The organism is Micromonospora sp. NPDC005205 (genome assembly GCF_040608275.1).
Lineage (GTDB): Bacteria > Actinomycetota > Actinomycetes > Mycobacteriales > Micromonosporaceae > Micromonospora.
The window spans coordinates 124,451-137,017 of sequence record NZ_JBEXHV010000007.1; the positions used below are offsets into that span (position 1 = coordinate 124,451).

Genomic DNA, 12,567 nt, shown 5'->3' on the forward strand with positions numbered 1-12,567 from the left:
TCCGCACGGGACCCCCGTCCGGGCATCCCGAACGCCCCGCCGCGTGCCGGTTCGGGCGTTTCGTCAGTCACCGTCGGCGGTACAACAGGTCGGCGACCGGCCGACCGGCAGTGATCGCCCGACGTTCGAACTTCGTCACCGGTCGGTGCGCCGGCCTTGGCGCGAAGCCGCCGTACGCGTCGACCAGCTCCGGGTCCGCGTCGAGGGTCACCCGCATCGCCTCGGCGTACTCGGCCCAGTCGGTCGCGCAGTGCAGCATTCCGCCGGGGCGCAGCCGGGACCGCAGCAGCGCCACGTGCGTCGGCTGGATGATCCGCCGCTTGTGGTGGCGGGACTTCGGCCACGGGTCCGGGAAGAAGACGTGCACGGCGTCCAACACACCCTCGGGCAAGCCGTTGACCAGGGACAACGCGTCGCCCTCCGCCACCCGTACGTTGCGCAGGCCACCGCGCTCCACCAGGTGCAGCAGGTTGGCGATTCCCGGCGTGTGCACCTCGACCGCCAGATAATCTCGATCCGGGTCGGCGGCAGCCATCGCAGCGGTGGTGTCGCCCATGCCCGAGCCGATCTCCAGCACCACGGGCGCCCGGCGACCGAACAGGTCGGCCAGGTCGACGGGCAGCACAGGTCCGTCCGGCACATCCAGGCCGTACGCGGGCCAGAGCCGGCTCAGCGCGTCGGTCTGCCGGTCGCTCATCCGACCCCGGCGGGGGTGGAACGTGCGGATCGTCCGGCTCGCGGGCGGGACGGCGGGGTCATGGTCGATGGCGGTCACAGCGAAACGAGCGTACGCGACGCCGCCAGCGGATCGGATGTGATGTGCGACCGGAAATGAGAGGATCCAACTGTTACGGCAGGTCGGGTGCTCCGCTGCCCGACACGGCCGCACGGCGTCGAGAGGGGGCATCGTGACAGTGACCCGCGGCGTCGTGACGCTGTCGTTGGTGACCGTGCTGGCCGGCCCCCTGCTCGCCGCCGCGCCCGCCCTCGCCGCGCCCGAGCGGGCGGTTGCCGTCGCGCCAGCGCCGCAGCCCGGAGGGCCGCCTGGCGGAGCTCCCCAACCGACTCCGGCGGTGGACATCTTCGTCGAGGTGAGCCCCAGCACGGTGCAGCCCGGTTACCTGGTCGGCATCCGGGCCAGTTGTCGGGACAACTCGGTGGGCGCCACCGTGGTCTCCGACGCCTTCGGGGCGGTAGGCGTGCAGCCGCAGCGTGGGGTGCTCACCGCCGCGCCGATGGTCCGCGAGCGCACCCGCCCCGGCAACTACCGGGTCAAGCTGGAGTGCCGCGACGGCGAGACCGCCTCGACAATGCTCCAGGTGGTCAAGAAGGTCCCCGTCCAGCCGAGTCGGGGTCCGGCGACCGGGTTCGGTGGAAGCAGCGGCGGGATCACCGGCAAGCTGCTGCTGCCCGGCGGCGCGGCACTGATCATCACCGGGCTGGTCCTCGCCGTGATGGCGCTGCGTCGTCCCCGAGCCGCCGTGCGTCGCTGAGGCTGCCATGACGATTTTCCGCCCCACGCCGCCGCCGGCCGGTTCACGCCCGCCGTCGCCTGGCCGTCCCGCCTCGCCGCCGGCCGCTGCCCGCCAGCCGTTCGCCGGCCGCCCCGCCTCGCCACCCGATGACCTCCGGCTGCCATTGGACGACGGTTGGCCGGGCTCCGACCATCCGTCAGGTCCCGAGCGCTCGTCGCGGCCCCAGCGCCCGCCAGCCCCCGACCGCCCGTCGGTGGCCCCGCGTCCGCCGACCGCCGTCGCCCCCCGGCGTAGTCGGCCGTCCGGGCGCAGCCCCTGGTCGATACCGTTGGCCGTGGTGTTGGTGTTGGCCGGCGTCTTCGCCACCGGGGCGGGGCTGGGCCGTTCGGTCGGCCCGTTCGACCTGGCCCCGACCGGCGGTGACCGACCGGCCCGCAGCGAGTCGGTCGGTTTGTCGGCCAGTCGCCCGGTGCGGCTCTCGGTGCCGGCGATCAAGGTGGCCGCGCCGGTGGCGCCCGTCGGGCAGGCGCGGGACGGCTCGATCGCCGTACCGCCGTTGGAACGGCACAACGAGACCGGCTGGTACGACCGGGGGCCCACGCCCGGTGAGCCTGGCCCTGCGGTGATCGTCGGGCACGTGGACACGAAGAGCGGCCCGTCGGTCTTCTACGACCTGGGCAAGCTCAAGCCGGGCGACCTGATCGAGGTCGCCCGTGCGGACCGGTCGACGGTGATCTTCAAGGTCGACACCGTGGAGCACTTCCCGAAGGACCAGTTGCCCGCCGAGCGCATCTACGGCCACGACGGCCCCGCCGGGCTGCGGTTGATCACCTGCGGCGGCCAGTTCATCGGTGGACGCACCGGCTACGCCGACAACGTGATCGCCTTTGCCACCCTCCAGTCCTCCCGCAAGCCCTGAGACGCCCCGGACAGGCCGGCCAGGGCCGCACGCCCGTGGGCCCAGCCGTGCCGCGCGCCCGTGGCCGCTCCTTCTTGATCGACTCGAGGTCATTGAAGTCGGGGTGTCGGACCGGCCCGGACACCCCGGTTTCGCTGAACCCGAGTGGATCAAGCCGACGGCGGAGCCCACAGACCAGGCTGGCAGGGCGACTGGTGGCCGACTACCGCTCGGTCTGCCTCGACGCTATCAACGGCGACAGCCGGTCCGGCGCGGCTTGACTTCAACCAGCATTCAGGTCCTAGCGTCGCTGACACGAGGTACGGAAGCGGATCCGAAGCACTGGACCGCGGCTGATCGGAGACATACGTGCGGGCGATCCAGGTTTCTGAGTACGGGGGTCCAGAGGTTCTGAACCTGGTGGACCTGCCCGATCCGCAAGCCGAGGAGGGAGAGGTCATCGTTCGGGCAGAGGCCGTGGACACGATCTACCTTGAGACTCAGATCCGCGGTGGCTGGGGTGAGATGTTCGGTGTCACCCCGCCGTACGTACCGGGCGGCGCAGCGGCGGGAGCGGTGGTCTCCACCGGTCCGGGCGTCTCTGCGTCCTGGCTTGGCCGCCAGGTCGTTGCGGGTGCCGGCACGCGGGGTTCATACGCTGAACTGGTTCGGGCGAGCGTCGACCGGCTGGTGCCGGTCCCCGACGGACTGAGCCTGCGGGAAGCGGCTGCTCTCGCACACGACGGCGTGACCGCCATGGGCATCATCGACGGTGTCGCCGTCAAGCCGGGCGACCGGGTCCTGATTCTGGGGGCCGCGGGCGGCATGGGAACGTTGCTCGTCCAGCTCGCACACCGTCTCGGCGCGCAGGTCGTGGGAGCGGCCCGTGGCGCGGACAAGCTCACACTGGTACGGCGGCTCGGCGCCGACGCCGTCGTCGACTACACGGGTGACGGATGGACCGACGCGGTACGCGAAGCCCTTGGCGGTCTGTCCGTCGATGTGCTGCTGGACGGTGTCGGGGGAAAACTCGGCAGCGACGCCTTTCATCTGGTGGCCGACGGCGGGCGGGTCTCGGCCCATGGGGCGGCGAGTGGCGAGTTCGCCACGATGGATCTGTCGAGTTCGCGGGCGCGCGGCATCGATCTGTACGGCATTGCTGACGTTCAGTTCGAGGCGCCGGAGATGGTGCAGCTCGCGGGCAGGGCCCTGACCGAGGCGGCGGAGGGGCGGATACGCCCGGTGATCGCACGCGAGTATCCGCTATCTTCCGCGGCTGAAGCTCACCGCGCGATCGAGGCGCGCTCGATCCCGGGCAAGGCCCTCCTCATTCCGTGAGACGTGGCCGTCACTCAGGGCTGGGGGACGTGCAGCGCCACCTCGAACTCCAGCAGGCTGGCACCGGTGGAGACCGGGGGACGGGGCTTGTCGCCGGGTGCGGCGGCGTGTGCGGCGCGCGACGGGCCGGCGGCCCACGCCTGGAACGCTTCTTCGCTCTCCCACTTCGTGTAGACGAAGTAGCGGGTCTCGCCGGCCACCGGGCGGAGGAGTTCGAAGCCGAGGAAGCCGGGGGAGTTCTCCACAGCTCCGGCTCGCGCCGCGAACCGCTTCTCCAGCTCCTCGCCGCCACCGGGCGGGACGTCGATTGCGTTGATCTTCACGACTGCCATCTGCCCACCCTAGCCAAACTCAGAACGTCTCGACCGCTGGGACCAGGTCCACGTCGACCACGATCGGGGCGTGGTCGGAGGGGCCCTTGCCCTTGCGGGCCTCCCGGTCCACGTACGCGGAGCGGACCGCTCGGGCGAACGGCGCGGACGCGTACACCAGGTCGATTCTCATGCCCTTGTTCTGGTGGAACATGCCGGCCCGGTAGTCCCAGTAGGTGTAGGGGTGCGGGCCCTTCATCGGAGTGGGCACGACGTCGCTGAGGCCCAGGTCGCGCAGCGCCGCGAGGGCTGCCCGCTCGGCCGGGGTGACGTGCGTGGAGTGGGTGAAGACCGCCGGGTCCCAGACGTCGGCGTCGGTCGGGGCGACGTTGAAGTCGCCGCAGACCGCCAGCGGCAGCCCGCCGGCCAGCTCGGCGTCCAGCGCGTCGCGTAGCGCCGCGAACCAGGCCAACTTGTACGCGTAGTGCGGGTCTTCCGGCGTCCGGCCGTTGGGCACGTACACCGACCAGACCCGCACCCCGTCGCAGGTGGCCGAGATGGCCCGGGCCTCGGGCTCGGGGAAGCCGGGCTCGTCGGCGAACCCGACCCGGACGTCGTCCAGCCCGACCCGGGACAGGATGGCCACCCCGTTCCACCGGCCGTCGCTGTGGCTGGCCACGGTGTAGCCCAGCGCGCCGACCTCGGCGACCGGGAAGGCGCCGTCGGGGCATTTCGTCTCCTGGAGGCAGACGACGTCCGGCCCGGTGTCGGCCAGCCACTCCAGCAGCCGGGGTAGGCGGGCCTTCACCGAGTTGACGTTCCAGGTCGCCAGGCGCATGCCCCCAGCCTGCCGCATTCGCCGCCGCGACGCCGGGTCAGCCGGCCGGGGTGTCGCCGGGACGGGTCTGTTCGGCCAGGAACCGTTCCAGTTCGGCGCCGAGTTCGTCGGCGGTGGGCAGTGGGCCGGCATCGGGGGCGAGCAGGCTCTTCTCGCCCCGGCCTCGGGCGAACGCGTCGTACTGCTCCTCCAGGGCCTGGACCAGGGCCGCGGCGTCCTCGGTCTGTGCGACCTGCCTGTCGATCTCCACCCGGACCACCTCGGCGGCCGAGCGCAGCCCGTCGCCGGGCAGCAGCAGCCCGGTGCTGCGCGACACGGAGGTGAGCAGCACCTCGGCGGCCGCCGGGTATTCGGTCTGCGCCACGTAGTGCGGCACGTGGGCGGCGAAGCCCAGCGCGTCGCGGCCCTGTTCGCCGAGGCGGAACTCGAGTAGGTGACCGACGCTGCCGGGCACCTGGACGCGTTGCAACCACGGCTCGTAGCCGGCGATCAGCTCGGGGCGGGTGGCGTGCGCTGTCACCCCGGTCGGCCGGGTGTGCGGGACCGCCATCGGGATCGAGTTGAGCCCCACTGTGAGCCGGACGTCCAGCCGGGCGGCGAGCCCGGCCACGGCGGCCACGAAACGCTCCCACTGGAGGTCCGGTTCGGGGCCGGTGAGCAGCAGGAACGGGGTCTCGTCGTCGTCCTGCAGCAGGTGCAGCTCCAGCTTGGGCGCGTCGACGCTCTCCCAGTGGTCCTCGACGAAGGTCATCACCGGTCGTCGCGACCGGTAGTCGAAGAGCTGGTCGACGTCGAACGTGGCGATCGGCCGACCCTCCAGCGAGGTGAGCAGCTGCTCACGCGCCAGTCGGCTGGCGTTTCCGGCGTCCACGAACCCGGTGAGGGCCTGGATGAGGACCGGCTGCCCGAGGTCGGGCAGATCGTCGGTGAGCTGGTAGAGCTCGTGTGGGTCGAGCACCGGTGCGGACCTCCCTGAAATGTGCGTGCGGGGTGCCGTCGCGACGGAGGGCACCCGTTCGGGCAACGTACCCGCCATCCTGGCGCATTCCTTCGTCGGGCGATCCGTTGGCCGGGTGGTGGGCGTGACCGGACTAATCGTCTGTTTACGCCACCAGGCCGAGCCTCGTGGCCGATCGGCCGAGGGGTGGTTCGGCCCAAAGGCCGAGTTTGTCGATCATGTCGTTCTCAGGGGTGGAATGTTCGCTCCCGTCCTGGCCCGTGCCGGTCCGCGTGCGGCGCCAGCTTCATCCGGTACGCGAGGTCCGTTCCCCGGGCGGGTCACCCCGCCCGGGTCGTCCACCAGTACCGCTCCGATCTGTGTCGAGCGCCACGTGATCACCGTGCGTGATCGGGGTTTCCACCTGCCTAGCCTCGGTTGATGCGTGACGACGGCACCCTCGACGACCCGTACGCCCCGAGCAGCCCCACTGCCGATACGGAGGATGGCACCTCAACCGAACGGACAACCGCCGCGACCCGGCTCCGGGCGTACGCCCGGGACCTGACCGGTCGACGCCGGGCACAGCTGGCGCTGGCCACCGGTGTGGTGTGCTGCCTCGGTCTGACCGCCGTCGTCCAGGTTCGTAACGAGGACGCCGACGCGGCGACGCGGAGTGGATCGCTCTCCAGCTCCGAGCTGGCGCAGCGCGCCGAGCAGCAGCGCGCCTCCCGTTCCCTCGACCGCACGGTCGCCCCGAGCGCCTCCGCCGCCGCCCAGTCCGCCGCGGCGAGCCCCGCCGATCCGGACACCAGCGCGCCGGCCCGCAAGGTTGCCCCGGCTCGTCCGACCGACCCCGCGCCCGTCGCCGGGCTGGACGAGGACCAGATGGAGAACGCCGAGGCGATCGTCCGCACCGGCCGCAAGATGGGGGTGCCGCGCCGGGGTCTGGTGATCGCGGTGGCCACCGCCATGCAGGAGAGCAACCTCTACAACGTGGCCAGTGGCGTGCTGCCCGAGTCGCAGGACTACCCGCACCAGGGCGTCGGCTGGGACCACGACTCGGTCGGGTTGTTCCAGCAGCGTTCCAGCAGCGGCTGGGGCCCGGTGGGGCAGCTGATGGACCCCGAGTTCGCCACCCGGCAGTTCCTCAGCGCGCTGGAGCAGGTGCCCGGCTGGCAGCGGATGCGGCTCACCGACGCCGCCCAGGCGGTGCAGGTCTCCGCGTACCCCGAGCACTACCAGCAGCACGAATGGCGGGCCACCCGGGTCGTTGACGCCATCGTGCCGGCGGGACGGTAACCTACCGCCCACTATGGACGGTCAGGGTTGAGGCTGTCGCATCCCGGGTACATGTGTTGCAGGTTCGAGGTACACATGACTACGGGACCATCGACAGGAGGACGCCATGTCACTGATGCAGCGGATCACCACGTTCCTGAGATCGCCGAAGGGGCAGCAGTTGGTCGAGCGAGGTCGTCGGGAGATGGCCAAGCCGGGCAACCAGCAGAAGCTGAAGGGGTTGGCGGCCCGGCTGTCCAACCGCCGCCGCTGACCGTTCCATCGGCCGCCCTGTCCACCGTTTCCACCCCTGGGGAGACCTGGTGACCGACACCCCGCCCGTCGACGGTCAGCCCGTCGTCCCTACTCCGCAGCCGTCCGTCGACCTGCCGGCCGGGCCGGTGAACGCCCCCGAGGGTCCGCCGGCCCGGCTCTGGGACCGGATGCGTGACGACCCGCAGTACGCGCCGGAGCACCTTGCCCTGGAGGCAGTGCGCCGCCTGGGGCCGGAAGCCGCGCAGTGGGCGGCCCGGGCCCGGGCCGAGCAGCCCGGCGTCTCCGCCGACGCCCTGGCCGACCAGGCGGCCCGCAAGTTCGTCAACCTGGCCCGGCTGTCCGGCGCGGTCTCCGGCGCGGCCGGGCTGCCCGGCGCCGTGATCGACGTGGGCGTGCTGGCCTGGACCCAGGCGCGGATGGCCCTGCACATCGCCGCCGCGTACGGCGTCGACCCCCTGCACAGCGACCGCGCCACCGACCTGTTGGTTCTCCAGCGGGTGCACAAGGTCGCCGCGAGCGCCAGGCTGGCGCTCGGCGTGGCCGCCGGGCGGGAGCGCGCCGACGCGCTCTTCGGCCTGGGCGGCCAGCGTCCGCTGGGTCGGGTCATGCTGCAACTCGGCGTCCGGCTGGCCCAGATGGCCGGCGTCCGGGCCGCGAAACGGATGGTCGCCAAGATCGTTCCCGGTGCGGCGATCGTGCTCGGCACCTGGGCCAACTCGTCGGCCACAAAGGATCTCGCCCAGCGGTCCCGGGCTCTCTACGGCTCCCACGGCAACGGCGTCCCGGAGCCGCGCCAACCCTGACGGGCCGTCCGGGGTCGTCAGCTGGCCAGGCCGGAGGAGCGCCAGGTCACCTCGGCGATCCGGCCCTGGCCGGTGGCGTTGGGGTGGAACCAGTCCAGCGGGTTGAGCAGGTCCAGGGTGAACCGGACCTTGTGCAATGCGCCGCCGTCGTGCCGGCACCGTGATCCGTACGCCCGGCAGGCCGCCTTCAACTCGGCGTTGTAGGCGTCGATCCGGTCCCGGACGGCGGCCCGGCGCGCCCGGTCGGCGGGCGCGGTCGAGGTCGCCTCGGCGAGCAGGGCCGGGCAGATGCCCCGCCGCCACGCGCGGGTGGCCCGTTCGTCGTCGTGCCCGACCTCCCAGAGCCGGTACAGGTCGGGGATGCTCACCACCAGCACCCGGGCCTTGGGCCGGCCGGTCCGCAGGACCCGCAGCCCTTTGTCGACGTCGGCCCGGAACTGCGCCACCGGTGTCATCGCGTCCACCCCGCCCCGACAGACGTCGTTGGCGCCGATCAGCACTGTGACGTAGTCGGCGCGGTCGCGTACCGCCGCCTGGGCCTGACCGACGAGGGCGTCCGCGCGAGCACCGGGACGGGCATGGTTGTACGTCCGGTCGCGGATCGCCGAATTCTGTTCGAGCAGCCGCCGGTAGTGGCTCTGCACCCGCAGCCCGTCCCCGGTCGACCAGGAGTTGCGCTCGCAGGAAGTGAGCACCAGGCAGGAAGCGAAACCGGTGCTGATCGAGTCGCCGAGAGCGGCGATGCCGCCGGGCCCGGTCGACGGCCTGGCGCTCGTGGTGGGGCGGGGTTCCGCGGAGTTGCCGCCCTCGCAGGCCAGTGCGACCAGCGCCGCGAGACAGGCCAGTGCGGCGACCCAGCGTCGTGGCATGACGTCTCCCGTTCCCGCAGCACAGAGCGACAGCGCGGTAACTCTATGCGCAGGATGCGGTTGGCCGGGAAGTTGCTGTCGGGTATGCGGCAGAGTGCCGACGTGGAAGCCGTAGAGGTGCTATGCGTCCCGCCACGGTGCCCGTTGACCGTGCAGCCACCAGTGCAACGCCCGGGTGATCCGAGGCAGCACCAGATAGGTCATCAGCGGGGTCAGGCAGAGCGTCATCAGCAGCACCCGGGCCGCCAGCGGCACCGCGTCGAGGAAGCGGCTCGTCAGCAGGGTGGCGGTCAGGCTCAGGGGGAAGAACGCCAGCCAGATGGTCACCGCCTGCTTCCAGCGGGGCGGCGACGGGGGCGGGGCCAACTCCACCGGGTCCACCGAGTGCTCCAGCGGCCTGTCGAACCAGCCCTCGATCCCGGTACGCCGCTCCACCCGGGTGTGCTCGACGATGCCCTGCGCCGAGCTGAGCCACCAGTGCCGCTGCGGCGACTCCTCCCACCGACGCAGCGTCTCGGCGTCGGCGAAGCGGTAGAGCATGTGCCACTCCGGCGAACCGGGCCCGCTCTGCACCCAGCCGGCGCCGAGAAACCCGGGGAACGCCTCGGCCAGCGCCGTGCCGGCCCGCATCCAGGCCACCATCTCGCTGGCCCGGCCGGGATCGACGCGGCGGGCGATGGAGACGGTCACCGGCACGGCGAGGGTCATTGACATGCGCCCATCCTGCGGTCGACGAGGGCCGCGGCGCGAACGGATGTGCCGGAGCACACCGGCCGGTGCGGGTGTGCAGGCGCGCGGTAGCAGGTTAATCCGGCCGATCGGGGGTAGCTCCCTGAGCATGACGAGATCGCAGCCCCGGCGCGCCCGCGGCACGGTCGGCCATGCCAACAGCGCATTGAACCTTCGGCTCACCCTCGCCAGCTTCGGGTTGGTGATCATGGTGCTCTTCGCGGTGCTGGCGTTCTGGGCCGGCATCGCCTGGCTCGGCGTACTCTGCGCGATCTTCGCCGTGGTCGCCGTGGTCGACCTGGTCGTGATCCAGCGCCGCCGCGCCGCCCGCCGCCGCGAGGAGCCGGGCGTACGACACTCGTTGTTCGAGTGACAGGAGGACGGAATGCCCCACATCGCCACCACCAACCCCGCCACCGGACAGGTGCTCAAGACCTATGAGGCGATGTCCACCGAGCAACTCGACGACGCCATCGAGCGCACCGACCTCGCATTCCACCAGCTGCGGGCGACGACAGTCGACCAGCGCGCCCAGTGGATGAACGCCGCGGCCGACCTGCTGGACGCCGAGCGCGACGAGATCGCCCGGATCATGACCACGGAGATGGGCAAGACGTACGTCGCGGCGCAGGCCGAGGTGACCAAGTGCGCCACCGCCGCCCGCTTCTACGCCGACAAGGCCTCCGCGTTCCTCGCCGACGAGCCCGCCGACGCCGACGCCGTGAAGGCCACCCGGGCGTTCGTCCGCTACCAGCCGATCGGCGTGGTGCTCGCGGTGATGCCGTGGAACTTCCCGCTCTGGCAGGTGATGCGCTTCGCCGCCCCGGCGCTGATGGCCGGCAACACCGGCCTGCTCAAGCACGCCTCGAACGTGCCGCAGACCGCGCTGCTGCTGGAGGACGTGTTCCGGCGAGCAGGCTTTCCCGAGGGAGCCTTCACCGCAGTGCTGGTCGACTCGGAGGCCGTCGACCACATCCTCAGCGACCCGCGGGTACGCGCCGCGACGCTCACCGGCAGCGAGCCCGCCGGCCGGTCCATCGCGCAGATCGCCGGACGGGAGCTCAAGAAGACCGTCCTCGAACTCGGCGGCAGCGACCCCTTCGTGGTGATGCCCTCGGCCGACGTGGACCGGGCCGCCGAGGTCGCCACCACCGCCCGCTGCCAGAACAACGGCCAGTCCTGCATCGCCGCGAAGCGGTTCATCGTGCACACCGACGTGTTCGACGCCTTCGCCGAGAAGTTCGCCGCCAACATGGCCGCGCTGCGCGTCGGCGACCCGATGGACCCGAACACCGACGTCGGGCCGCTGGCCAGCGAGCGTGGCCGCGACGAGGTGCACGCCCAGGTCAGCGACGCGGTCGACAACGGGGCGACGGTGCTCTGCGGCGGCGAGCGGCCGAACGGCGACGGCTGGTTCTACCCGCCGACAGTGGTCACCGACCTCACCCCACAGATGCGGATGTGGTCCGAGGAGGTCTTCGGCCCGGTCGCCGGCCTGTTCCGGGTCTCGTCGTACGAGGAGGCGATCGAGGTCGCCAACGGCACCAGCTTCGGACTCGGCTCGAACGCCTGGACCCGGGACCCGGCCGAGCAGGAGCGCTTCGCCACCGACCTGGACGCCGGCAACGTCTTCATCAACGGGATGACCACCTCCTACCCCGAGTTGCCGTTCGGCGGTGTGAAGAACTCCGGGTACGGGCGGGAGCTCTCGGCGCTGGGCATGCGGGAGTTCTGCAACACCAAGACGGTCTGGGTCGGCGAGGGCGCCGCCTCGGCCGGCGCGGGGGCACACGCGGAATAGGGCACGCATCAGGCGACGCGGACGTGGGTAGGAGGTGTGCCCATGACGTCGTTCGGCTTTCACGCCTCGCATGAGCAGATCGGTCCGCGCGCCCTCCTGGAGGCGGTGATGCACGCCGAGCGGGCGGGCTTCGACGCCGCCATGTGCTCCGACCACTTCTCCCCGTGGAGCTCCCGGCAGGGCGAGTCCGGCTTCGCCTGGTCCTGGCTGGGCTCGGCGTTGCAGGCCACCGGCATGCCGTTCGGCGTGGTCAACGCGCCCGGCCAGCGGTACCACCCGGCGATCATTGCGCAGGCCATCGGCACCCTCGGCGCGATGTACCCGGGCCGGTTCTGGGCGGCCCTGGGCACCGGCGAGGCCAGCAACGAGCACATCACCGGTGACCCGTGGCCCCGCAAGGACGTGCGCGCCGCCCGGCTGCGGGAGTGCGTCGACGTGATCCGGGCCCTGCTGGCCGGCGAGGAGGTCAGCCACGACGGCCTGGTCCGGGTGGACCGCGCCAAGCTGTGGACCCGCCCCGAGCAGCCGCCCGCGCTGGTCGGCGCCGCCGTCAGCGTGGCCACCGCCCGCTGGTGCGCCGAATGGGCGGACGGGCTGATCACCGTGAACGCCCCGGTGGAGCACCTGCGCGAGATGATCGACGCGTACCGGGACGCGGGTGGGCGGGGGCCGCTGCACCTCCAGGTGCACGTCTCCTGGGCGCCCGAGCAGGCCCAGGCCGAGGCGCTCGCGTACGACCAGTGGCGCAGCAACGTCTTCGCCCCGCCGGTCTGCTGGGACCTGGAGACCGTCGAACACTTCGACGTGGTCTCCGCCGACGTGCCGGCGCAGCGGGTCGCTGAAGTGGTGAACGTGTCGGCGGACCTGGGTCGGCACGTCGGCTGGCTGGAGGAGTACGCGCAGCTCGGCTTCGACCAGATCGCCCTGCACCACGTCGGGCAGGAGCAGCGCGGCTTCATCGACGCGTTCGGCGCGGAGGTGCTGCCGAAGTTGCGCCCGGGCGGCTGATCG

General features: G+C 71.9%; 15 protein-coding genes. 9 read left to right on the forward strand and 6 right to left on the reverse strand.

Features of this window, described 5'->3' with window-relative positions; genetic code table 11:
* Window positions 1-67: 67 nt before the first annotated feature.
* Window positions 68-697, reverse strand: a complete 630-nt coding sequence (gene trmB, locus ABZU43_RS15500) for a tRNA (guanosine(46)-N7)-methyltransferase TrmB (protein ID WP_355007323.1) — start codon at window positions 695-697, stop codon at window positions 68-70.
* 208 nt (window positions 698-905) lie between these two features.
* Here trmB and ABZU43_RS15505 point away from each other — a divergent pair, with 208 nt between their 5' ends.
* From ABZU43_RS15505 to ABZU43_RS15515, 3 genes are all read left to right on the forward strand, one after another.
* Window positions 906-1,493, forward strand: coding sequence for a hypothetical protein (locus ABZU43_RS15505; protein ID WP_355007324.1), 588 nt, complete (start codon window positions 906-908; stop codon window positions 1,491-1,493).
* Window positions 1,494-1,728: 235 nt separating this feature from the next.
* On the forward strand, window positions 1,729-2,394 hold the full coding sequence (locus tag ABZU43_RS15510) for a class F sortase (RefSeq protein WP_355007178.1): 666 nt from the start codon (window positions 1,729-1,731) through the stop codon (window positions 2,392-2,394).
* A gap of 348 nt (window positions 2,395-2,742) precedes the next feature.
* The gene (locus tag ABZU43_RS15515) at window positions 2,743-3,711 is read left to right on the forward strand and encodes a zinc-binding dehydrogenase (RefSeq protein ID WP_355007179.1); all 969 of its coding nucleotides are present in this window, start codon (window positions 2,743-2,745) and stop codon (window positions 3,709-3,711) included.
* Between the two features lie 14 nt (window positions 3,712-3,725).
* Here the strand turns inward: ABZU43_RS15515 and ABZU43_RS15520 are convergent, their stop codons facing one another.
* The 3 genes from ABZU43_RS15520 to ABZU43_RS15530 are packed head-to-tail and all read right to left on the reverse strand — an operon-like array spanning window position 3,726 to window position 5,818.
* Window positions 3,726-4,043 carry an antibiotic biosynthesis monooxygenase gene (locus ABZU43_RS15520; RefSeq protein ID WP_355007180.1) on the reverse strand — a complete coding sequence of 106 codons (318 nt, stop codon included), beginning with the start codon at window positions 4,041-4,043 and terminating at the stop codon, window positions 3,726-3,728.
* Window positions 4,044-4,062: 19 nt separating this feature from the next.
* Entirely contained in the window at window positions 4,063-4,860 is a 798-nt protein-coding gene (locus ABZU43_RS15525) for an exodeoxyribonuclease III (RefSeq protein ID WP_355007181.1), read from the reverse strand.
* A gap of 37 nt (window positions 4,861-4,897) precedes the next feature.
* A complete protein-coding gene (locus tag ABZU43_RS15530) occupies window positions 4,898-5,818 on the reverse strand; it encodes a PAC2 family protein (protein ID WP_355007182.1) in 921 nt (306 codons plus the stop codon).
* Window positions 5,819-6,238: 420 nt separating this feature from the next.
* Here ABZU43_RS15530 and ABZU43_RS15535 point away from each other — a divergent pair, with 420 nt between their 5' ends.
* The 3 genes from ABZU43_RS15535 (at window position 6,239) to ABZU43_RS15545 (ending at window position 8,157) form a co-directional block, all read left to right on the forward strand.
* On the forward strand, window positions 6,239-7,099 hold the full coding sequence (locus tag ABZU43_RS15535; protein WP_355007183.1) for a peptidase M23: 861 nt from the start codon (window positions 6,239-6,241) through the stop codon (window positions 7,097-7,099).
* Window positions 7,100-7,205: 106 nt separating this feature from the next.
* Complete coding sequence (locus tag ABZU43_RS15540) at window positions 7,206-7,352, forward strand: hypothetical protein (protein WP_167457721.1); 147 nt, start codon at window positions 7,206-7,208, stop codon at window positions 7,350-7,352.
* Window positions 7,353-7,401: 49 nt separating this feature from the next.
* Window positions 7,402-8,157 (forward strand): EcsC family protein, encoded by a 756-nt coding sequence (locus tag ABZU43_RS15545; protein WP_355007184.1) that lies wholly within the window; start codon window positions 7,402-7,404, stop codon window positions 8,155-8,157.
* A gap of 17 nt (window positions 8,158-8,174) precedes the next feature.
* On the opposite strand, the gene ABZU43_RS15550 is transcribed toward ABZU43_RS15545, so the two are convergent.
* Both ABZU43_RS15550 and ABZU43_RS15555 read right to left on the reverse strand, forming a co-directional pair.
* On the reverse strand, window positions 8,175-9,026 hold the full coding sequence (locus tag ABZU43_RS15550; RefSeq protein ID WP_355007185.1) for a GDSL-type esterase/lipase family protein: 852 nt from the start codon (window positions 9,024-9,026) through the stop codon (window positions 8,175-8,177).
* A gap of 120 nt (window positions 9,027-9,146) precedes the next feature.
* Window positions 9,147-9,740 (reverse strand): antibiotic biosynthesis monooxygenase, encoded by a 594-nt coding sequence (locus ABZU43_RS15555; RefSeq protein ID WP_355007186.1) that lies wholly within the window; start codon window positions 9,738-9,740, stop codon window positions 9,147-9,149.
* 124 nt (window positions 9,741-9,864) lie between these two features.
* Here ABZU43_RS15555 and ABZU43_RS15560 point away from each other — a divergent pair, with 124 nt between their 5' ends.
* From ABZU43_RS15560 to ABZU43_RS15570, 3 genes are read left to right on the forward strand one after another with little or no spacing between them, the layout of a single operon-like run.
* Complete coding sequence (locus tag ABZU43_RS15560) at window positions 9,865-10,128, forward strand: DUF6343 family protein (RefSeq protein WP_091401582.1); 264 nt, start codon at window positions 9,865-9,867, stop codon at window positions 10,126-10,128.
* A gap of 12 nt (window positions 10,129-10,140) precedes the next feature.
* The gene (locus tag ABZU43_RS15565; RefSeq protein ID WP_355007187.1) at window positions 10,141-11,556 is read left to right on the forward strand and encodes an NADP-dependent succinic semialdehyde dehydrogenase; all 1,416 of its coding nucleotides are present in this window, start codon (window positions 10,141-10,143) and stop codon (window positions 11,554-11,556) included.
* Between the two features lie 42 nt (window positions 11,557-11,598).
* The gene (locus tag ABZU43_RS15570) at window positions 11,599-12,564 is read left to right on the forward strand and encodes a TIGR03885 family FMN-dependent LLM class oxidoreductase (protein WP_355007188.1); all 966 of its coding nucleotides are present in this window, start codon (window positions 11,599-11,601) and stop codon (window positions 12,562-12,564) included.
* The last annotated feature ends 3 nt before the right edge of the window (window positions 12,565-12,567 follow it).

Bases quoted from the DNA above. Each gene is read 5' to 3' on its own strand.
- trmB (WP_355007323.1), bottom strand. From the start codon at position 697: ATGAGCGACCGGCAGACCGACGCGCTGAGCCGGCTCTGGCCCGCGTAC.
- ABZU43_RS15520 (WP_355007180.1), bottom strand. From the start codon at position 4,043: ATGGCAGTCGTGAAGATCAACGCAATCGACGTCCCGCCCGGTGGCGGC.
- ABZU43_RS15525 (WP_355007181.1), bottom strand. From the start codon at position 4,860: ATGCGCCTGGCGACCTGGAACGTCAACTCGGTGAAGGCCCGCCTACCC.
- ABZU43_RS15535 (WP_355007183.1), top strand. From the start codon at position 6,239: ATGCGTGACGACGGCACCCTCGACGACCCGTACGCCCCGAGCAGCCCC.
- ABZU43_RS15540 (WP_167457721.1), top strand. From the start codon at position 7,206: ATGTCACTGATGCAGCGGATCACCACGTTCCTGAGATCGCCGAAGGGG.
- ABZU43_RS15550 (WP_355007185.1), bottom strand. From the start codon at position 9,026: ATGCCACGACGCTGGGTCGCCGCACTGGCCTGTCTCGCGGCGCTGGTC.
- ABZU43_RS15555 (WP_355007186.1), bottom strand. From the start codon at position 9,740: ATGTCAATGACCCTCGCCGTGCCGGTGACCGTCTCCATCGCCCGCCGC.
- ABZU43_RS15560 (WP_091401582.1), top strand. From the start codon at position 9,865: ATGACGAGATCGCAGCCCCGGCGCGCCCGCGGCACGGTCGGCCATGCC.
- ABZU43_RS15565 (WP_355007187.1), top strand. From the start codon at position 10,141: ATGCCCCACATCGCCACCACCAACCCCGCCACCGGACAGGTGCTCAAG.
- ABZU43_RS15570 (WP_355007188.1), top strand. From the start codon at position 11,599: ATGACGTCGTTCGGCTTTCACGCCTCGCATGAGCAGATCGGTCCGCGC.